The following is a 19,636-nucleotide window of genomic DNA, read 5'->3' as shown; positions in this document are numbered from 1 at the left end:
GCTGGCTCCTTATCAATAGAAGGCCTGGATACCGGTTTGCGCACGCCCCAGGATCAGCGCATGCACGTCATGGGTACCTTCATAGGTGTTGACCACCTCAAGGTTGACCAGGTGACGGGCCACACCGAATTCATCGGAAATGCCATTGCCACCCAGCATGTCACGGGCCATGCGGGCGATATCCAGTGCCTTGCCGCAGGAGTTGCGCTTCATGATCGAGGTGATTTCCACTGCAGCCGTGCCTTCGTCCTTCATCCGCCCAAGGCGCAGGCAGCCCTGCAGCGCCAGGGTGATTTCGGTCTGCATGTCGGCCAGCTTTTTCTGGATCAGCTGATTGGCCGCCAATGGGCGACCGAACTGCTGCCGGTCCAGGGTGTACTGACGCGCGGTGTGCCAGCAGGCTTCGGCGGCACCCAGCGCCCCCCAGGAGATGCCATAGCGCGCCGAGTTCAGGCAGGTGAACGGACCTTTGAGGCCGCGCACGTCAGGGAATATGTTCTCTTCCGGCACGAACACATTGTCCATGACAATTTCGCCGGTGATCGAGGCGCGCAAGCCAACCTTGCCGTGGATCGCCGGCGCACTGAGACCTTCCCAGCCCTTTTCCAGGACAAAGCCGCGGATATCCCCCTCGTCATCCTTGGCCCAGACTACGAACACATCGGCGATCGGACTGTTGGTGATCCACATCTTGCTGCCGGTCAGGCGGTAGCCGCCGTCGACCTTGCGTGCACGGGTAATCATCGAACCCGGGTCGGAGCCGTGGTTAGGCTCGGTCAGGCCGAAGCAGCCGATCCATTCGCCGCTGGCCAGCTTGGGCAGGTACTTCTGCTTCTGCGCCTCGGTACCGAATTCGTTGATCGGCACCATCACCAGCGAGGACTGTACGCTCATCATCGAGCGGTAACCCGAGTCGATACGCTCCACCTCGCGGGCGATGAGGCCGTAGCACACGTAGTTCAGGCCACTGCCACCATACTGCTCGGGAATGGTGGCGCCCAGCAGCCCGACCTCACCCATTTCACGGAAGATCGCAGGGTCGGTCTGCTCATGACGGAAGGCCTCGAGCACCCGCGGCGCGAGCTTGTCCTGGGCGAACTGATAAGCGCTGTCACGCACCATGCGCTCTTCTTCAGTGAGCTGCTGATCGAGCAGCAGCGGGTCGATCCAGTTGAAGCTTGCTTTACCGGCCATGAGTGAAATCCTCGAAATTGGGAGCAGTTTCTTGTGCCTTTGAGCCTAGGCCTGATCGGCTGCGGGGACAAACGAGGATTGCGCACCAATTAGTGATAATTTGTCACTTCGTAAAGGGGCGAAACGCCTTGTTGACAGCGTGACAAGTGAGGTTGACGTACATGCGGCGCAAGATTCCCAGTACCGCTGCGCTGGTTTGCTTCGAAGCGGCGGCGCGCAACGAGAGCTTTACCAAAGCCGCCCAGGAGCTCGCCCTGACCCAGGGGGCTGTTTGTCGGCAGATAGCGGGCCTGGAAGCTTTCCTCAATGTGGAACTGTTCCGCCGCTCGCGGCGTGGAGTGAAATTGACCGAAGCCGGCCTTTCCTACAGCCGCCAGGTAGCCGCCCAGCTGGATGCGGTCGAGCGCGACACCTTGTCGGTGATGCGCCAGCAGGGCGCCAATGTGATCGAATTGGCCGTGGTGCCTACCTTCGGCACCCAGTGGCTGCTCCCGCGGCTCAAGGATTTCCAGCAGCGTCACCCAGAGGTCACGGTCAACCTCACCAATCGCACCCGGCCTTTCCTGTTTGCCGACACGACCTTCGATGCAGCCATCTACTTTGGCGATGGCGACTGGTCCGGCACCCAGTCGCACCGGCTGATGGGAGAAAACCCGGTACCGGTATGCAGCCCGGCGCTGCTGCACGGCCAGGGTACGCTCGAGCCACAGCGGATTGCCGAACTGCCGTTGCTGCAGCAAAGCACGCGCCCCTATGCCTGGCGCCAATGGTTCAGCAGCATCGGCATGAACGTGGAACGCGACATGACAGGCCCGCGCTATGAACTATTCTCGATGCTCGCCCAGGCGGCCATGCATGAAATGGGCATTGCCCTGATTCCGCCATTCCTGATCCAGCGCGAGTTGGAGGAGGGTAGGTTGGTGGTCGCTAACAGGCATGCCCTCAGCAGTGACAAGGCCTACTATCTGATGATTCCGGAGCGCAAGGTGGAGTCGGCTTCGCTGCGCGCTTTCCGCGACTGGCTGGTTGGTCAGGCCCAGGCATACACAGCAAGAACTTAGTTGAAGCGCTACAACCTGACTTCGTAGTCAATTATTTTAAACACCTACAGATATATGTATTTGTCGCATAGACATAAACTGTTATGCGAGTGCAAAAATCCTGTTTGACCCGGCTTACTGCGCGGCTTTGCGGGTTATTTTGCGACATTCACCAAGCTGTAAGCGAATTGGCCAGAAAATTTTTGATTTTTTCTCCTAGTCTGCCAATAGCCCTTGCTTGACGGGCTGCAGCCTGACCGTTGCGACATACGGTCACAGGGTGACTTGTAGTTTTGACTTCGTTTCGCTCCAGAACCGGTTGAAGGCCCCTGGCTTCGTCTGCAAAATGCTTCGCCCGCCCAGGATTCGGCGGGCCGGCGCTCCACAGCCGCCCCAGCGCACCATCCGAAGTGTGTTGGCTTTTACAAAGACAAAAGGTCACCGCAGGAGAAATAGTCGTGCACATTGGTGTTCCTCTCGAGACGCAGACCGGTGAGACAAGGGTCGCTGCGACCCCCGAAACCATCAAGAAACTGATTGGCCAGGGCCATCAGGTGACCGTCCAACGGGGGGCAGGGCTCAATGCCAGCATTCCGGACAGTGCCTATGAGGCCGTGGGCGCTTCCCTGGGGAGTGCAGCCGATGCCTACGGCGCCCAATTGGTGCTCAAGGTGGTCGCCCCCGACGACCAGGAACTGGCCCTTATCAACAGCGGCAGCCTCCTGGTGGGCATGCTCAATCCCTTCAACAACGAGCTGATCGGCAAGATGGCCGAACGCGGCATTACCGCCTTCGCCCTGGAAGCCGCGCCACGCACCTCGCGGGCCCAGAGCCTCGATGTGCTGTCGTCGCAGGCCAACATCGCCGGTTACAAGGCAGTGTTGCTGGCAGCCCATCACTATCCACGTTTCATGCCCATGCTGATGACCGCCGCCGGTACCGTTAAGGCTGCGCGCGTGCTGATTTTGGGGGCGGGCGTTGCCGGCCTGCAGGCCATCGCCACGGCCAAGCGCCTGGGCGCAGTGATCGAGGCTTCGGATGTACGCCCGGCGGTGAAGGAGCAGATCGAGTCGCTGGGTGCGAAGTTCATCGACGTGCCGTACGAGACCGATGAGGAACGCGAGTGCGCCGAAGGCGTGGGTGGGTACGCCCGGCCGATGCCAGCCAGCTGGATGCAACGCCAGGCCCAGGCCGTGCACGAGCGCGCCAAGCAAGCGGATATCGTCATCACCACCGCGCTTATCCCAGGGCGCAAGGCGCCAACCCTGCTCAGCGCCGAAACCGTCGCGCAGATGAAGCCTGGCTCGGTGGTCATCGACCTTGCAGCAGCCCAGGGCGGCAATTGCCCGCTGACCATCGCCGACCAGGTGGTGCAGCACAACGGCGTGACTATCGTCGGCCCGACCAACCTGCCAGCCCAGGTGGCTGCCGATGCTTCGGCGCTGTATGCGCGCAACCTGCTGGACTTCATGAAGCTGCTGTTCGACAAGGACGGCGTGCTGGTCATCAACCTCGAAGACGACATCGTCGCGGCCTGCCTGATGTGCCGCGATGGCCAGGTCGTCCGCAAGAACGGCTAAGGAGCACGACAATGGAAGACATGCTGATTTCCCATGGCATCTACAACCTGATCATCTTCGTGCTGGCCATCTATGTGGGCTACCACGTGGTCTGGAACGTCACCCCGGCGCTGCACACCCCGCTGATGGCCGTCACCAACGCCATCTCCGCCATCGTCATCGTCGGCGCCATGCTGGCCGCCGCGCTGACCGTGACCCCGGCCGGCAAGCTGATGGGTACCCTCGCCGTGGCCCTGGCCGCGGTCAATGTGTTCGGTGGCTTCCTGGTCACCCGCCGCATGCTTGAGATGTTCAAGAAGAAAGCCAAGAACGAGGGGCAGAAGTAAGCATGAGCATGAATCTGGTAACACTCCTCTACCTTGTCGCCTCGGTCTGCTTCATCCAGGCGCTCAAGGGCCTGTCGCATCCGACCACCTCGCGGCGCGGCAACCTGTTCGGCATGATCGGCATGGGGATCGCCATCCTCACCACGGTTGGCCTTATCTACAAGCTTGGTGCCGAGCTGGCTACCGCCGGCATCGGCTACGTCCTGGTTGGCCTGCTGGTCGGCGGTAGCGCTGGCTCGATCATGGCCAAGCGCGTCGAGATGACCAAGATGCCGGAGCTGGTCGCCTTCATGCACAGCATGATCGGCCTGGCCGCGGTGTTCATCGCCATCGCTGCCGTGCTGGAGCCGCAATCGATGGGCATCGTCGCCGCGATCAGCGACCCAATCCCCACCGGTAACCGCCTGGAGCTGTTCCTCGGCGCGGCCATCGGTGCCATTACCTTCTCCGGTTCGGTGATTGCCTTCGGCAAGCTTTCGGGCAAGTACAAGTTCCGCCTGTTCCAGGGCGCACCGGTACAGTTCGCCGGCCAGCACAAACTGAACCTGATCCTCGGCCTGACCACCATCGCGCTGGGCTTGCTGTTTACCTTCACCGGGCACTACAGCGCCTTCACCCTGATGCTGGTATTGGCCTTCATCATGGGCGTGCTGATCATTATTCCGATCGGCGGCGCCGACATGCCGGTGGTGGTGTCGATGCTCAACAGCTATTCGGGCTGGGCAGCGGCCGGCATCGGCTTCTCGCTGAACAACTCGATGCTGATCATTGCAGGCTCGCTGGTCGGTTCGTCCGGTGCCATCCTTTCGTACATCATGTGCAAGGCAATGAACCGTTCGTTCTTCAACGTCATCCTTGGCGGTTTCGGCGGCGATACCGATGCTGGCGCGGCGCAAGGCTCGAAAGAGCAGCGCCCGGTGAAATCCGGCTCGGCTGACGATGCCACCTTCCTGCTCAGCAACGCCGACAGCGTGATCATCGTCCCGGGCTACGGCTTGGCGGTGGCCCGCGCACAGCACGCACTGAAGGAACTGACCGAGAAGCTGAGCCACAACGGTGTGACCGTGAAGTACGCGATCCACCCGGTGGCCGGCCGTATGCCCGGGCACATGAACGTGTTGCTGGCCGAGGCGGAAGTGCCTTACGACCAGGTGTTCGAGATGGAAGATATCAACGCCGAGTTCGGTCAGGCCGACGTGGTACTGGTTCTGGGCGCCAACGACGTGGTCAACCCGGCCGCGAAGAACGACCCCAAATCGCCGATTGCCGGTATGCCGATCCTCGAAGCCTTCAAGGCCAAGACCATCATCGTCAACAAGCGCTCCATGGCCAGCGGCTATGCCGGGCTGGACAACGAACTGTTCTACCTCGACAAGACCATGATGGTGTTTGGCGATGCCAAGAAAGTCATCGAGGACATGGTCAAGGCAGTAGAGTGACAGCCGCTACTGCAAACCAGCTGATATAAAGAAAGCCCCGGTCAGAATCTGCCGGGGCTTTTTTGATTGATCCGGATCAACGGCTCTACTTCAAGGCTTCTCATACGACCATGGTCGTGGGACGGCAAGGGGCGAAGTCTCTAGACTGCGCTGCAGTAGTTTCAGTAGCCCGAGATAACAATCCATGTACCGTGATCGTATCCGCTTGTCCTCCCTGCATAGCAAGGTAATGAGTGCGGCTGATGCCGCTGGTCTGATCGAGGACGGCATGACCGTCGGCATGAGCGGTTTCACCCGCGCTGGCGAAGCCAAGGCCGTGCCGCATGCCCTGGCCGAGCGAGCCAAGCAGTCGCCACTGAAAATCAGCCTGATGACCGGCGCCAGCCTGGGCAACGACCTGGACAAGCAACTGACCGAGGCCGGCGTGCTGGCTCGTCGCATGCCGTTCCAGGTCGACAGCACACTGCGCAAGGCCATCAACGACGGCAAGGTGATGTTCATCGACCAGCACCTGTCGGAAACCGTCGAACAACTGCGCAACCAGCAGTTGAAGCTGCCGGACATCGCGGTCATCGAAGCCGTGGCCATCACCGAGCAAGGCCATATCGTGCCAACCACCTCGGTGGGCAACTCGGCCAGCTTCGCGATCTTCGCCAAGCAGGTGATTGTCGAGATCAACCTCTCGCACAACACCAACCTCGAAGGCCTGCACGACATTTATATCCCCACCTACCGCCCGACCCGCACGCCTATCCCGCTGGTCAAGGTAGACGACCGAATCGGCAGCACCGCGATCCCGATCGACCCGGCCAAGATCGTCGGTATCGTCATCAGCGACCAGCCGGACTCGCCATCCACCGTCCTGCCGCCGGATGACGAAACCCAGGGCATCGCCGACCACCTGATCAACTTCTTCAAGAAGGAAGTGGAAGCTGGCCGCATGACCAACAAGCTCGGCCCGCTGCAGGCCGGTATCGGCAGCATCGCCAACGCGGTGATGTGCGGCCTGATCGAATCACCGTTCGAAGACCTGACCATGTACTCCGAAGTACTGCAGGACTCCACCTTCGACCTGATCGATGCCGGCAAGCTGAGCTTCGCCTCGGGCAGCTCGATCACCTTGTCCACCCGCCGTAACGCCGACGTGTTCGGTAACCTGGAGCGCTACAAGGACAAGTTGGTGCTGCGCCCGCAGGAAATCTCCAACCATCCGGAAGTGGTCCGGCGCCTGGGCATCATTGGTATCAACACGGCGCTGGAGTTCGATATCTACGGCAACGTCAACTCCACCCATGTGTGCGGCACCAGGATGATGAACGGCATCGGTGGCTCGGGGGACTTCGCCCGTAACGCTCACCTGGCGGTATTCGTCACCAAGTCGATTGCCAAAGGTGGCGCGATCTCCAGCGTGGTACCGATGGTAAGCCACGTCGACCACACCGAGCACGACGTCGACATCCTGGTGACCGAGCAAGGCCTGGCCGACCTGCGTGGCCTGGCGCCGCGTGAACGGGCAAGGGCGATCATCGACAACTGTGTGCACCCGGACTATCGCGCTGCGCTGAACGATTACTTCGAACGCGCCTGCCAGCGGGGCGGCCATACTCCGCATATCCTGCGTGAAGCGCTGAGCTGGCACGAAAACCTGGAAGAAACCGGGCGCATGTTGGCTGGCTGACCACACCGTTCCCGGAATGGCGGCCCTGCTTCCGCTGTTCCGGTCCTTGTATCTGTAGGCGCGGCCTTGGGCCGCGATGGGCTGCGCAGCAGCCCCTGCAATCTCAGCTGTAACATCGGATCTTGGGGCCGCTTTGCGGCCCTATCGCGACACAAGGCCGCTCCTACAAGACTGTGCTGTACAGGCCAATCATTCTGTTCAGCAAAAACTGTTCTACTGTACTTGTATTCTTACCGCTGCGAACCGAACCAAACCCTCTACAGACCTAAAAACGCACCATATGTGTGCGGACCAGTACAGTTACGCCTATTTCGGGTGCAACAGTAGGGTTACACAGTTAACTGAGCCATCGTCTTTCCACTGAACTGTATCTACTGTTATGGACGGCAGAGGAGGATCATTGGCATCAGTTAAATCACTACCTAATCCCGCCATAAGCGGAAGGATGAAACATCATGGAACGTACCCTCAGTTCCGGTCTGGTTTTTGAAAGCAACGCCCAACAATCCAACGCTTCGCTGCCGCTGCGCGCCCTGTCCACCCTGCTGCTGTGGCAGCGCCGTATGGCCAGCCGCCGTCAACTGGCTCGCCTGGACGCCCGCCTGCTGGCCGATGCTGGTATCAGCGAGTCGCAGCGTTACGAAGAGCTGAGCAAGCCTTTCTGGCGCTAAGCTCCGGCTTGCCGGCTTCGGCCGGCACCGCGAATTCTCAAAACCCGTTGCAGGAGACTGCAGCGGGTTTTTTGTTTGTAAAGCCCATGCTAGAGCCTTTGCAGGCGATACCAGTACAGTTCTTATAACTTGTAAATCAACCGGTACAATTACTCTCCCGCCGTTCATTAACATCTGGAAACACCGGCGCGTGATACGCTTGGCTTTACAGTCTGGTAGAACCCACTGTTAAAAGTACCGCGACGAGCTGTGCGAGCGTCCGATAAGCAGAACCACCCGACCCTAGTCCAGGAGTCCACCATCATGTCTCGTAAATACCTGATCGGCGCAGCCCTGATGCTGAGCCTGGCCGGCACCGCAAGCGCCACCAGCTTCGTTGTCACCACTGACGCCGTCGTTGGCGCAGTGGCTGCGTCCACCGATGCCACTTCCGACATTTCTTCCTCGTTCCGTGACGACAAGATTGTCCAGGCTGCCCGTGACGACGCCGCCAGCTTCGTTGGCAGCCAAGGGGATATCCGCGGTGCCAAGCTGGAGAGCGCGTTCCTGCACATCCGTTCGCAGATGCCAGCGCTGCAGGCCAGCGACGCGCAACTGGCCCAGGCCATCCTGGCGCTCTGACCCCGACTGATTCGTGCGGCTGTGCCGGTTAGCGCCGGCACGGGCCGTTGCTCCCACGTTTCCAGCTGTCGTAAAGCCCATGCGTTATCTGCTGCCGCTGTTGTTCTCCGTTGTTGGCGTGGCCAATGCCCATGCCCTGGATACCACCACGCAAGGCCTGGTCATCACAGGCTATGTCACCAGCCAGGTCACCACTGCACCGTTCGACCGTAAACTGGTCCGCCAGGCCCGCGACGATGCGGCTGCCTTCGTTGCCAGCGACGGCCAGATCCGTGGCGTGCGGCTTGAGGCAGCACTGCAGTCGTTACGCCACGACTGCGCATGGCAGGCCGTCGGCGACCTGGAACTGGCGCAAGCAATTCTCGTCCAATAATTCATCTGGCTCCTTGTATTTTCGGAGATGTTCCATGCGTAAACCGCTGATTGCCGCTACCCTCGGCATGCTCCTGCTGGCCGACGTGGCCCAGGCACAGACCCTGGTGGCCACCAGCAATATCATCGTGCGTGCCTTTGGCCGCTCGATCGATTTCACTTCTGACACCACCACCTCGATCCGCGACTCCAAAGTGGTGCGCGAAGCCCATGACGACGCTGCCAGCTTCGTCGCAAGCAACGGTGATATCCGCGGCGCCCAGCTGGAGGCAGCCTTCAATACCTTGCGCGAGCGCGTGCCGGAAGCACGCGGCGCCAGCGACCAGGTACTGGCTGAAGCCATCCTCGCGCTGTGAACCGCGTGCGCGCCTGGCTGCTCGGCTGCGCCCTGACGCTGCTCGGCACGCCCGCCCTGGCCGACCTGCAGCTCGAGCTGCAGGCGTCCGGCCTTGATTCGCAACAAACTCAAGCCACCCAGGCCCTGCTCGACGAAGCCCTGGGCAAGCTCCCACCCCGTTTCAAGCAACAGCTGGACCGCCGTGTGCGGGTCAGCTGGAGCGACAACATGCCGGCCGACGCCTATGGCCAGGCATCGCTGGTCTCTACCCTGGAGCTTAACCGTCGCCTGCTGCCCAGCCTCGCTGATGGCAGTGCTGCCAGCGAACGTACCAACCGCCCACATGGCACGGTGCGTCAAGAACTGCTGGCTACCGTGCTGCACGAGCTCACGCATATCTACGACCGCGCCCGGCTGTGGCCTAGCGCCGAAAGCTCGCTGATCGCCCGCTGCAAGCGCCAGCAAGGCACGCTTGGCAAGATCGGCCTGCCCGAGGCATGCCGTGGCCAGGCAGAGCGTCGCTTCACCCTCAGCGACGACCCGCGCCTGCTCGATCTGGCCGGCTGGCAGCAATACGTGGGCCGGCGCGGCGAGCGCGAACAGCACAATGGCCAGTTCGTGCGCAGCCCGGACAGTTATGAGCTGACCAGCCCCAAGGAATACATCGCGGTCAACATGGAGTATTTCCTCCTCGACCCGAGCTACGGTTGCCGCCGCCCGGCACTGAACCAGTACCTGCGCGAGCACTTCGGGTGGGCACCGCAACAGGACGCCTGCGCCAAAGGCCTGCCGTTCATCAATGCCGGCAGCGATTTCGCCCGCCAGCCGCTCGGCGAAATCGACCCTGAGCGGGTCTATGAAGTGGACTATCTGCTGGCCGAAGCCAACCAGAACCTGGTCAGCCGCTGGGGCCACAGCATGCTGCGCCTGGTGATCTGCAAGCCGGGCCGGCCACGCGGGCCGGACTGCCGTCTCGACCTCGAGCAGAGCCTGGTGCTGTCGTACCGCGCGTTCGTCAATGATGTGCAGCTGTCGAGCTGGGACGGCCTGGTCGGCGCCTATCCCTCACGGCTGTTCGTGCTGCCGCTGGGCCAGGTGATCGACGAATACACCAAGACCGAACTGCGCAGCCTGGCCTCGGTGTCCCTGCGGCTCAGCCGCGACGAGATAGAGAACCTGGTACGCCAGGCCGCCGAAATGCACTGGAGCTACGACGGCAACTACTGGTTCCTGTCCAACAACTGCGCGGTGGAGTCGTTGAAACTGCTGCGCAGCGGCACTGCCAACCCACGCCTGAACGACCTTGACAGCATCATGCCCAACGGCTTGCTGGCGGTGCTCAAGGGCAGGGGGCTGGCTGATACCAGCGTGCTTGACGACCCGCGCGAAGCGCTGCGCCTCGGTTACCGCTTCGACTCCTACCGCGACCGCTATCAGGCCATGTTCGAGGTATTGAAGAAGCAGCTGCCGATCAAGCAGGACAAGGTCGAAGACTGGCTGGGGCTGGACGCCGAGCAACGGCGGGCCTGGTTCGCCAAGGCCGACCTGCGCACCAGTGCCGCCTTGCTGCTGCTTGAACAGGCCAGCTTGCGCCGGCAATTGCTGCTGGCACAGGACGAGGTCAAACAGCGCTACCTGAATGCCGCCGCGCAGAATGACGGCAGCGTCAGCAAGGCCGACGCCACCCTCAGGCAGATGCTCGCCAACAGCGGCTTCCTCAGCCGCCCGGCAGAGTTGCTCGACACCAAGGGCTACGGGCTGCCGCAACCGCAGGAGCGCAAGCACCTGGAGCGCGTCAGCAGTGAGCGGCAGGCGCAGCTGTTGCGCTTGAGCAACAACCTGGACAAAGAGGTGAGGGCGCTGCTGGAGCCGTCGCGGGCCAGGGAAATTGCTGCCGTCGAGGCCAATGTAAAGCAGATCGGCGAACATTTGCGGGCCTTGCACAAGGCCGCCGGTGGCCTGCAGCTGTAAGGTTGGCAGTAACGAACTCTTCACCGCTGAACCCGCTCCCCCAGGATCCATACAGCAGCTGGGATCTACGCCGTACCTGTGCGAGCGGGCTCATCCACGGAAGCGCCAGAACAGGGCGCACAGGGCGTGCAGGCTCACTCGGCCCGCACTTTCGGTCACAACCTGCATTCAGCTACCTCTCGTCGCCTTTGCTTCGGCGAAAGCTGGCTGAAAGCTTGCCCTCATAGGATAGCCACCACTACCGGCACCAGACCGGTCAGCCAAGGCGTCGGTAAACCCCGCGCCCGGCCTAATCAACAACAACAATGGTGATCCCGATGTACGCTTGTGCCCGCCTTTCCGTAGTCCCTCTGCGCATGCTCCCTGTACAGCGCCCGACGCGCTGACCCGCCCGAATCGTCTTTCCTTTCGCCGCGCCACACCTGGAGTACTGCCATGCTGACCTTCCTCGGCTTTGCCATGGTCATCACCTTCATGTACCTGATCATGACCAAGCGCCTGTCGGCGTTGATCGCGCTGATCCTGGTACCGATCCTGTTCGCCCTGTTCGGCGGCTTTTCCGCCAAGATCGGCCCGATGATGCTCGAGGGCATCAGCAAGCTCGCGCCAACCGGCGTGATGCTGATGTTCGCCATCCTCTACTTCGCCCTGATGATCGACTCCGGCCTGTTCGACCCGGCCGTGCGCAAGATCCTCAAGCTGGTCAAGGGCGACCCGCTGAAAGTCTCCGTCGGCACCGCCGTGCTGGCCCTGGTGGTCTCGCTCGACGGTGACGGTGCCACCACCTACATGATCTGCTGTGCTGCCATGCTGCCCATGTACAGCCGCCTGGGCATGAGCCCGCGGATCATGGCCGGCCTGATCATTCTCGCTGGCGGGGTGATGAACATGACTCCGTGGGGTGGCCCGACTGCCCGCGCCGCCAGCGCCCTGCACGTGGACCCGTCGGAGATCTTCGTGCCGATGATCCCGGCCATGCTGTTCGGCGTACTGGCGATCCTGGCCATCGCCTACCTGTACGGCAAGCGCGAGCGTGCCCGCCTGGGCGAACTGCACCTGCCCAGCGACGATATCGACCATAGCGAAATCACCGTTTCGCAGTTCCCCGATGCGCGTCGGCCGAAACTGCTGTACTTCAACGGGGCCCTGACCGCTGCGCTGATGGCGGCGCTGATCGCCGGGGTGCTGCCGCTGCCGGTGTTGTTCATGATCGCCTTCAGCATCGCCATGATCGTCAACTACCCCTGCCTGCAGCAGCAGAAGGACCGCATCGCCGCTCACGCCGGCAGCGTGCTGGCGGTCACCGGGCTGATCTTCGCCGCCGGCATCTTCACCGGCATCCTGTCGGGTACCGGCATGGTCGACGCCATGTCCAAGAGCCTGCTGGCGGTCATCCCGGAAGCGCTCGGCCCGTACCTGGCGGTGATCACCGCGATCGTCAGCATGCCGTTCACCTTCTTCATGTCCAACGACGCGTTCTACTACGGCGTGCTCCCCGTGCTGGCCGAAGCCGCCAGCCACTACGGCATCAGCCCGGTGGAAATGGCCCGTGCCTCGATCGTCGGGCAGCCGGTACACCTGCTCAGCCCGCTGGTACCCTCCACCTATCTGCTGGTGGCCCTGGCCGGCATCGAGTTCGGCGATCATCAGCGCTTCACCTTGAAGTGGGCAGTGCTGGTGTGCCTGTGCATAATGCTCGCCGCGCTGCTGATGGGGATTTTCCCGCTGTTCAGTAGTCTTTAATAAACGCGAATCACCCTAACGCGACGTGCCCTGGTGTGGGCACGTCGCCTTTACCGCTCGAAGGAAAACACATGGAATGGCTGACCAGCCCGGAAATCTGGGTTGCCTTTTTCACCCTTACCACGCTTGAGATCGTCCTCGGTATCGACAACATCATCATGATCTCGATCCTGGTCAGCCGCATGCCCAAGCACATGCAGCCGCGCACCCGGATCTTCGGCCTCGCCCTGGCCATGGTCACCCGCATCATGCTGTTGCTGTCGATCACCTGGGTCATGCGCCTTACCGCCGACCTGTTCGTGGTGTTCGACCAGGGTATTTCCGGGCGTGACCTGATTCTGTTCTTCGGTGGCCTGTTCCTGCTGTGGAAAAGCTCGCAAGAGATCTACCACGGCCTGGAAGGCGAGGACGAGAACGCTGAAGAGCCGAAAGGCGCGGGTGGCAAGTTCTTCTATACCATCATCCAGATCGCCATCATCGACATCGTGTTCTCGCTGGACTCGGTCATTACCGCAGTGGGCATGGTGTCCCACGTACCGGTGATGATCGCCGCCATCGTCGTCGCGGTGCTGGTGATGATGCTGTGCGCCGGCACCATCAGCGAGTTCATCGACAAGCACCCGTCGTTGAAGATGCTCGCATTGTCGTTCCTGATCGTGGTCGGTACCGTGCTGATCGCCGAATCTTTCGACGTGCACGTGCCGAAGGGCTACGTCTACTTTGCCATGGCATTTTCGCTGGCGGTGGAGGCCATCAACATTCGCATGCGCACTGCCCTGGCCCGCAAGGAAGGCAAAGAGCACGAACCGGTGAAACTGCGCAAGGACATTCCGGGTCAATAAGATCAGGAAGCACAGTACAAAAAGGGCCCTTCGGGGCCCTTTTTTTCATGCCGGTGTCCCGTCCTGAATAAGGTTTACACCTCCCATCCCGAATTTCCGGAGAGTCAGATGGAGCAAGGTGTAAAGCGCACACAGCGTGATTACTCACTGTCTTTTAAATTGGCGGTGGTTGATCAGATTGAAAAAGGCGAATTGACCTATAAGCAGGCCCAGGTGCGGTATGGCATCCAGGGTCGGTCGACGGTTCTGGTATGGTTGCGTAAGCACGGTCGGCAGGATTGGAGCCAGGGGGCCTCGATCCGCGACGAGAGGAGCTGCGCGATGTCTGACCCCAAAACGCTTACTCCAGAGCAGCGGATCAAAGAGCTTGAGCAGCAGCTTGAGCTGATGAGCCAGAAGGCCCAGTTCTTTGAAACGGTCGTTGATGTTCTGAAAAATGACTATGGTGTCTCGGTCGTAAAAAAGCGATCCGGCAAGTCCTCTCGCAAGGTCAAGTCGCAGGACTGAGCATTGCCAGGGCTTGTCAGTTTCTAGGCATCAGTCGACAGGCTTACTACAAGCGCAACCGAGCTGCTGATGGCAAAGAGCGCCAGGCAGATCGGGTGGTTGAGTTTGTTCAGCAAGTCCGGATGCGCCAGCCTCGTCTGGGTACACGCAAGCTGCACTATCTGCTGCATTGCCAGCCTGACAAACGATTCCAGGTCGGCCGAGATAGGCTGTTCCAGGTCTTGGGAGAGCGCCGTTTGCTGGTGCTGCCCAAGCGGGCATACCACAAGACAACACAGAGCTTTCATCGCTTCTACCGCCACCCCAACTTACTCAAGCCCGGCCCAAGCCAAGTCGTTCCGACAAGGCCGGAGCACGTCTGGGTTGCCGACATTACTTACCTGCCCGCACGTAACGGCCCGCTGTACCTGAGCCTGGTAACGGATGCGTACTCCAGGAAAATTGTTGGCCACCACGTTCATGAAAGCCTGCATGCCGAGTCAGTGGCGCAAGCTTTCAAGCAGGCACTACGAAAGCGACGTCGTCGCCAGCCATTAGTCCACCATTCGGATCGAGGCATCCAATATTGCTCGGCGCTATACCAGTCACTGCACCAACGGCACGATGTTCAGTGCTCCATGACTGATGGGTATGACTGCTACCAGAACGCGCTGGCCGAGCGAATCAACGGAATTCTCAAGATGGAACTGCTGTTGAGCAGCCCTGAAGATCTTGAGCAAGCGAGGCAGATGGTTGACGAGGCAGTGCAGATCTACAACACAGAACGGCCCCATATGGCCCTGAAAAACAAAACGCCCGATGCGGTGCATCGAGCGTTTTGAGGCCTGTCGGCCTACCTGAGCAGGTGTAAACCTATTTCAGGACTAGACACGGCAATCATTCATTTCCAGCGTGTTTCAAATAAATGGCAGCCATGCGAAGCTGGCGACAGCTACGCAAAACGACTAAAGCTTTGAGTGAGCACTGAAAATTCTTCAAACGCTCGCGCTTCATCTCTTGGCCCGCTGGGCCAATGTATCAGGGGGCCGTCGCCATGCTGACCCTGCTCAACCTGCTCTCGGCCGTGACACTTCTGGTCTGGGGCACCCACATCGTACGTACCGGCATCCTTCGGGTATTCGGCTCGAGCCTGCGGCGCATCATCGGCCATAACATGAACAAGCGGCCGTTGGCGTTCGTCGCCGGTATTCTGGTCACCGCCATGGTGCAAAGCAGTAACGCCACCGCCATGCTGGTCACCTCGTTCGTCGGCCAGGGCCTGATGGCCATGACCCCGGCCCTGGCGATCATGCTCGGAGCCGACGTGGGGACCGCGCTGATGGCCAGGGTGCTGACCCTGGACCTGTCGTGGCTATCGCCGCTGCTGATCTTCCTCGGCGTGATCTTCTTCCTCTCGCGCAAGCAGACGCGGGCCGGCCAGCTAGGCAGGGTAGGCATCGGGCTCGGCCTGATCATCCTGGCACTTGAGCTGATCGTACAGGCCGCTACGCCGATTACCCACGCCCAGGGTGTGAAAGTGCTATTCGCCTCGCTGACCGGCGACATCATGCTGGATGCCTTGGTCGGTGCGCTGTTCGCCATGATTTCCTATTCCAGCCTGGCCGCCGTGCTGCTCACGGCAACGCTGGCAGGCGCCGAAGTGATCAGCCTGCCGGTGGCCATCGGCCTGGTGGTCGGCGCCAACATCGGCAGCGGCCTGCTGGCCTTCATCAGCACCAGCATGCAGAACGCCGCCGGCCGTCGGGTGGCCCTGGGCAGCCTGTTGTACAAGCTGATTGGCCTGTTGCTGATCATCCCTGTGCTGCACCCGCTGGTGGCCTGGATGGACTCACTGAGCTTCAGCGCGCAGGAGCTGGTCATCGGCTTTCACCTGCTCTACAACACCCTGCGCTGCCTGATCATGCTGCCCACGGTGAGACCGATGGGCCGGTTGTGCAACAACTTGCTACCCGACCGGGAAAACGGCAATGGCCAGGTACGCCCGCGCCACCTCGATCCTTCGGCACTGGAAACCCCCAGCCTGGCCCTGGCCAACGCTGCCCGCGAAACCCTGCGCCTCGGCGACATCGTCGACAGCCTGCTCGAAGCCATGCTCGGTGCCCTGCGCGGCACCCAGACAGCCTTGCCGCAGCAGGTTCGCGCCTTGGGCGAAGACGCCGACGCCTTGTACAACGCGATCAAGCTGTACCTGGCGCAAATGTCGCGTGAAGACCTCAGTGAGCAGGACAACCGCCGCTGGGCGGAAATCATCGAGCTGGCGATCAACCTCAAGCTGGCCTGTGACCTGATCGAACGCATGCTGCGCAAGGTCCAGCAACAGAAAACCAGCCAGCGCCGGGAATTTTCCCAGGTGGGCCTGGAAGAGCTGACCGGGCTGCAGGAACAACTGCTGGCCAACCTGCGCCTGGGCCTGTCGGTGTTCCTCAGTGCCGACCCGGAAAGCGCCCGCTTGCTGTTGCGCGAAAAGCGCCGATTCCGCGCCCAGGAACGGCGCCTGGCCCACGCCCACGTCAGCCGCTTGCAGCGCAAGGTAGTGCAAAGTATCGAGACCAGTTCGCTACACTTGGAGCTGATCGCCGACATGAAGCGGTTGAACTCTTTGTTCTGTAGCAGTGCCTATGTGGTACTAGGCGGCTCGGACACGGGCGGGCTGATGCTCGACAGCGTGCCGGACGAAGCCCGCCTGCCGTGATTTCCGCCTACCTGAGGACCCAAGCTCGCCCATGCGTTGCCTGATGTTCGTTTGCCTGCTGATCTGCAGCCTGCCCACATTCGCCCTCGACCGCTCGCGGGTTGAAGGCTACCTGTTGCCCAATGGCCTGCAGGTCATCCTGAAAAACGGCTACGAACGTGACCATGTGGCGATCCGCCTGGTAGTGGGCGTAGGCCTGGACGACTTCAATTGCGAGCAGAAGGAACTGCCACACCTGCTTGAACACTTGCTGTTCAGCGGCATCGATGAAACCGGCGAAGGTGGCCTGGAAGAGCGCCTGCAGGCGCTGGGCGGCGAATGGAACGCTTATACCAGCAGCGCCGACACCACGTTCGTCATCGAAGCGCCAGCGCGTAACCAGCGCAAGGTCCTCGACCTGCTGCTGGCGGTTATCCGCGACACCCAGATCGATGCCAAAACGCTGGCCACCGCCAAGCGCATCATCGAGCGCGAGGATGGCGGCCACTATGGCCACCTGCAGCGCTGGCTCGACCGCCAAGACATCGGCCACCCCGCCAGCGACCAGCTGGCCACCGAACTGGGCCTGAAGTGCCCGGAGCGCTCCAACCTCGACGACATGACCCTGGAGCAGGTGCAAACCTTGCGTGACCACTGGTACGCGGCCAACAACATGACCCTGATCATGGTCGGCGGCCTCGACCGCCTGCTGCCGGCCTACCTGGAACGTACCTTCGGCGAACTGCCTGCCACCGAGCCGGAAGAGCGTCGCACCCTGGAAAGCATCAGCCAGCAGGCCGAGCAGCGCCGCGACCTGACCCGTGGCTGGCTGGGGGACAACGTCAAGCTGCACTGGCTGTTCGTCGAGCCGGTGCTGGACAACGATCACCAGGCCACCCTTGACCTGCTGTCGCATTACCTGGAATGGGCGCTGTATGACCAGCTGCGCCTGCGCAACGGGCTGTCCTACGGCCCTTCGGCGCAACGTGAAAGCTTTGGTGATACCGGCCTGCTCAGCCTCAATGCCGACCTTGAACGCGAAGACATCGACCAGGCGGTCAAGGTGATGCAAGCGTTGTTCGACCACCTGCGCAAGGAAGGTCTCGACCCGGACACCTTTGCCCGCATCAAGGACGCCAGTGTTGCCAAGGAAAGCTGGAGCACCCAGGGTAACAGTGCCTTGGCCGATTATTACTGGGGTGCCCTGAACGACTACAACGACGGGCGCTTCACCGAGCCTGCGCGCAAGCTGCGCCAGGTAAGCCTGGAGCAGGCCAATGAAGCGCTCAAGGCATTGCTCAAGAAGGATGGTTACGTACGCGTCGAGAAGCCGTTGCTTGGCTATGATGACCTGTATGGCCTGGCGGCCTTGCTGTTGGGGCTGATCCTTGCGGCAGGGCTGTTGCGCTGGCGTCGGCATGGCCCGGAAAAACCGGGCGGCGCTACACGCTAGCGTGTAATCGGCGGTATCCTTTTGCCATTACCGGCCGCTTCGCGAGCACGCCCGCCCCACAAGAAGCGCTTTATCGCTGAACCTTGTGGGAGCGGGCATGCCCGCGAAGCGGCCGGCACAGTCACCTCATCTTCTCTGTTGTAGAGCCAATGCCCCACATACCCCGCATCGTCCAGCGCATCATTGATCTGCTCAAACGCTACCCCGGCATCATCGCGCTTGGCGGTTTCCTTTCAGGCATCGGCAGTTTCATCCTGGTTGACCGTCAGGCCAGCCTGGCCAGCTGGGTGGCCGTGCTGATGCTGGTCAGCTGGGTCTGGCTGATGCTGGAAAACACCCTCACCGGCCTGTTCGCGCGGATCTTCAACCGCGAAATTCCGCAACCGCTGTTGCGCTATGCGACGCAGATGATTCACCAGGAATCGCTGTTCTTCGTGCTGCCATTCTTCTTCGTCACCACCACCTGGAACAGCAGCCAATTGGTGTTCACCGGCCTGCTCGGCGCCGCCGGCTTGGTCTCGATCATCGACCCGCTCTACTACAAGTGGCTGGCACCCCGGCGTTGGCTGTTCCTGGCGCTGCATACGCTGACCCTGTTCGCCGCATTGCTCACTGCGCTGCCGATCATCCTGCACCTGACCACCGCGCAAAGCTTCAAGCTGGCCCTGATCATCGCCATGGCACTGTCTTTCCCCAGCCTGGCCAGCAGCTTCCCGATCAACAACTGGCGGCGAGCCGTCGCCCTGGTGCTGGTTACCCTATCGGTCGGCGGCGGCGGCTGGCTGCTGCGCTCATGGGTGCCACCGGCGACCCTGTGGATGGCCGACGTCGCGGTCAGCACCGAGGTGCAGAACCGCCAACCAGGCGCTTCGCTGAAAGAAATCGCGGCCAGCCGCATCAGCAGCGACGGGCTGTATGCCTATACCGCGATCAATGCGCCACGCGGCCTGAACGAGCGGATCTACCACGTTTGGCAAAAGGATGGCCAGGAGGTCGACCGCATCGCCCTGGACATCCATGGCGGCCGCAAGGAAGGCTACCGCGCCTGGACGCACAAACAGAACTTCCCGCCGAACCCGGTGGGCAAGTGGCAGGTAAGGGTGCTGACCGAAGATGGGCAGGTGATTGGTGTTCTGCGCTTCAAAGTGGTCGACGACACGCCAGCGCAATGATGAGAGGGCGACGTTGTGC

Annotated in this window: 17 protein-coding genes; 16 read left to right on the top strand and 1 reads right to left on the bottom strand. The window is 61.3% G+C overall.

Features of this window, described 5'->3' with window-relative positions; all coding sequences use genetic code 11:
• Window positions 1–12: 12 nt before the first annotated feature.
• The gene (locus ACJA3S_RS00605) at window positions 13–1,194 is read right to left on the bottom strand and encodes an acyl-CoA dehydrogenase (RefSeq protein ID WP_225779925.1); all 1,182 of its coding nucleotides are present in this window, start codon (window positions 1,192–1,194) and stop codon (window positions 13–15) included.
• 161 nt (window positions 1,195–1,355) lie between these two features.
• Here ACJA3S_RS00605 and ACJA3S_RS00600 point away from each other — a divergent pair, with 161 nt between their 5' ends.
• The 16 genes from ACJA3S_RS00600 (at window position 1,356) to ACJA3S_RS00525 (ending at window position 19,617) form a co-directional block, all read left to right on the top strand.
• On the top strand, window positions 1,356–2,255 hold the full coding sequence (locus tag ACJA3S_RS00600) for a LysR family transcriptional regulator (RefSeq protein ID WP_406820536.1): 900 nt from the start codon (window positions 1,356–1,358) through the stop codon (window positions 2,253–2,255).
• Between the two features lie 437 nt (window positions 2,256–2,692).
• Complete coding sequence (locus ACJA3S_RS00595; RefSeq protein WP_406820535.1) at window positions 2,693–3,814, top strand: Re/Si-specific NAD(P)(+) transhydrogenase subunit alpha; 1,122 nt, start codon at window positions 2,693–2,695, stop codon at window positions 3,812–3,814.
• 11 nt (window positions 3,815–3,825) lie between these two features.
• Window positions 3,826–4,140, top strand: a complete 315-nt coding sequence (locus ACJA3S_RS00590; protein WP_016484308.1) for an NAD(P) transhydrogenase subunit alpha — start codon at window positions 3,826–3,828, stop codon at window positions 4,138–4,140.
• A gap of 2 nt (window positions 4,141–4,142) precedes the next feature.
• Entirely contained in the window at window positions 4,143–5,579 is a 1,437-nt protein-coding gene (locus tag ACJA3S_RS00585) for an NAD(P)(+) transhydrogenase (Re/Si-specific) subunit beta (protein WP_170027715.1), read from the top strand.
• 184 nt (window positions 5,580–5,763) lie between these two features.
• Entirely contained in the window at window positions 5,764–7,257 is a 1,494-nt protein-coding gene (locus ACJA3S_RS00580) for an acetyl-CoA hydrolase/transferase family protein (protein ID WP_170027714.1), read from the top strand.
• A gap of 455 nt (window positions 7,258–7,712) precedes the next feature.
• A complete protein-coding gene (locus ACJA3S_RS00575; RefSeq protein ID WP_003256968.1) occupies window positions 7,713–7,928 on the top strand; it encodes a DUF1127 domain-containing protein in 216 nt (71 codons plus the stop codon).
• Window positions 7,929–8,231: 303 nt separating this feature from the next.
• A complete protein-coding gene (locus ACJA3S_RS00570) occupies window positions 8,232–8,549 on the top strand; it encodes a DUF2388 domain-containing protein (RefSeq protein WP_170027713.1) in 318 nt (105 codons plus the stop codon).
• 79 nt (window positions 8,550–8,628) lie between these two features.
• The gene (locus ACJA3S_RS00565) at window positions 8,629–8,922 is read left to right on the top strand and encodes a DUF2388 domain-containing protein (RefSeq protein WP_406820534.1); all 294 of its coding nucleotides are present in this window, start codon (window positions 8,629–8,631) and stop codon (window positions 8,920–8,922) included.
• 34 nt (window positions 8,923–8,956) lie between these two features.
• Window positions 8,957–9,277, top strand: a complete 321-nt coding sequence (locus ACJA3S_RS00560) for a DUF2388 domain-containing protein (protein WP_406820533.1) — start codon at window positions 8,957–8,959, stop codon at window positions 9,275–9,277.
• Window positions 9,274–11,229 (top strand): DUF4105 domain-containing protein, encoded by a 1,956-nt coding sequence (locus ACJA3S_RS00555; RefSeq protein WP_406820532.1) that lies wholly within the window; start codon window positions 9,274–9,276, stop codon window positions 11,227–11,229. Before ACJA3S_RS00560 ends, ACJA3S_RS00555 begins: the two co-directional genes overlap by 4 nt.
• Window positions 11,230–11,664: 435 nt before the next feature.
• Complete coding sequence (locus ACJA3S_RS00550) at window positions 11,665–12,972, top strand: CitMHS family transporter (RefSeq protein WP_406820531.1); 1,308 nt, start codon at window positions 11,665–11,667, stop codon at window positions 12,970–12,972.
• Window positions 12,973–13,043: 71 nt separating this feature from the next.
• Entirely contained in the window at window positions 13,044–13,814 is a 771-nt protein-coding gene (locus ACJA3S_RS00545) for a TerC family protein (protein WP_406820530.1), read from the top strand.
• Window positions 13,815–13,922: 108 nt separating this feature from the next.
• Window positions 13,923–15,142 (top strand): IS3 family transposase gene (locus ACJA3S_RS00540; RefSeq protein ID WP_264311055.1). Its coding sequence is split into 2 segments (ribosomal slippage): window positions 13,923–14,271 and window positions 14,271–15,142, totalling 1,221 coding nucleotides; the frame shifts between segments, so codons are not numbered across the junction.
• Between the two features lie 212 nt (window positions 15,143–15,354).
• The gene (locus ACJA3S_RS00535) at window positions 15,355–17,013 is read left to right on the top strand and encodes a Na/Pi cotransporter family protein (RefSeq protein WP_406820529.1); all 1,659 of its coding nucleotides are present in this window, start codon (window positions 15,355–15,357) and stop codon (window positions 17,011–17,013) included.
• Window positions 17,014–17,044: 31 nt separating this feature from the next.
• Complete coding sequence (locus ACJA3S_RS00530; protein ID WP_406820528.1) at window positions 17,045–18,445, top strand: M16 family metallopeptidase; 1,401 nt, start codon at window positions 17,045–17,047, stop codon at window positions 18,443–18,445.
• Window positions 18,446–18,594: 149 nt separating this feature from the next.
• Entirely contained in the window at window positions 18,595–19,617 is a 1,023-nt protein-coding gene (locus tag ACJA3S_RS00525) for a DUF5924 family protein (protein ID WP_406820527.1), read from the top strand.
• Window positions 19,618–19,636: the final 19 nt, after the last annotated feature.

This window comes from Pseudomonas sp. KnCO4 (genome assembly GCF_045344305.1).
GTDB classification, from domain to species: domain Bacteria; phylum Pseudomonadota; class Gammaproteobacteria; order Pseudomonadales; family Pseudomonadaceae; genus Aquipseudomonas; species Aquipseudomonas anuradhapurensis.
This window is presented reverse-complemented; position numbering and strand designations above follow the sequence as displayed.

What these genes read in the sequence shown, in the direction of transcription:
- ACJA3S_RS00605 (WP_225779925.1), bottom strand. Translation starts at nt 1,194, where the DNA reads ATGGCCGGTAAAGCAAGCTTCAACTGGATCGACCCGCTGCTGCTCGAT.
- ACJA3S_RS00600 (WP_406820536.1), top strand. Translation starts at nt 1,356, where the DNA reads ATGCGGCGCAAGATTCCCAGTACCGCTGCGCTGGTTTGCTTCGAAGCG.
- ACJA3S_RS00590 (WP_016484308.1), top strand. Translation starts at nt 3,826, where the DNA reads ATGGAAGACATGCTGATTTCCCATGGCATCTACAACCTGATCATCTTC.
- ACJA3S_RS00585 (WP_170027715.1), top strand. Translation starts at nt 4,143, where the DNA reads ATGAGCATGAATCTGGTAACACTCCTCTACCTTGTCGCCTCGGTCTGC.
- ACJA3S_RS00580 (WP_170027714.1), top strand. Translation starts at nt 5,764, where the DNA reads ATGTACCGTGATCGTATCCGCTTGTCCTCCCTGCATAGCAAGGTAATG.
- ACJA3S_RS00575 (WP_003256968.1), top strand. Translation starts at nt 7,713, where the DNA reads ATGGAACGTACCCTCAGTTCCGGTCTGGTTTTTGAAAGCAACGCCCAA.
- ACJA3S_RS00570 (WP_170027713.1), top strand. Translation starts at nt 8,232, where the DNA reads ATGTCTCGTAAATACCTGATCGGCGCAGCCCTGATGCTGAGCCTGGCC.
- ACJA3S_RS00565 (WP_406820534.1), top strand. Translation starts at nt 8,629, where the DNA reads ATGCGTTATCTGCTGCCGCTGTTGTTCTCCGTTGTTGGCGTGGCCAAT.
- ACJA3S_RS00560 (WP_406820533.1), top strand. Translation starts at nt 8,957, where the DNA reads ATGCGTAAACCGCTGATTGCCGCTACCCTCGGCATGCTCCTGCTGGCC.
- ACJA3S_RS00550 (WP_406820531.1), top strand. Translation starts at nt 11,665, where the DNA reads ATGCTGACCTTCCTCGGCTTTGCCATGGTCATCACCTTCATGTACCTG.
- ACJA3S_RS00545 (WP_406820530.1), top strand. Translation starts at nt 13,044, where the DNA reads ATGGAATGGCTGACCAGCCCGGAAATCTGGGTTGCCTTTTTCACCCTT.
- ACJA3S_RS00535 (WP_406820529.1), top strand. Translation starts at nt 15,355, where the DNA reads ATGCTGACCCTGCTCAACCTGCTCTCGGCCGTGACACTTCTGGTCTGG.
- ACJA3S_RS00530 (WP_406820528.1), top strand. Translation starts at nt 17,045, where the DNA reads ATGCGTTGCCTGATGTTCGTTTGCCTGCTGATCTGCAGCCTGCCCACA.
- ACJA3S_RS00525 (WP_406820527.1), top strand. Translation starts at nt 18,595, where the DNA reads ATGCCCCACATACCCCGCATCGTCCAGCGCATCATTGATCTGCTCAAA.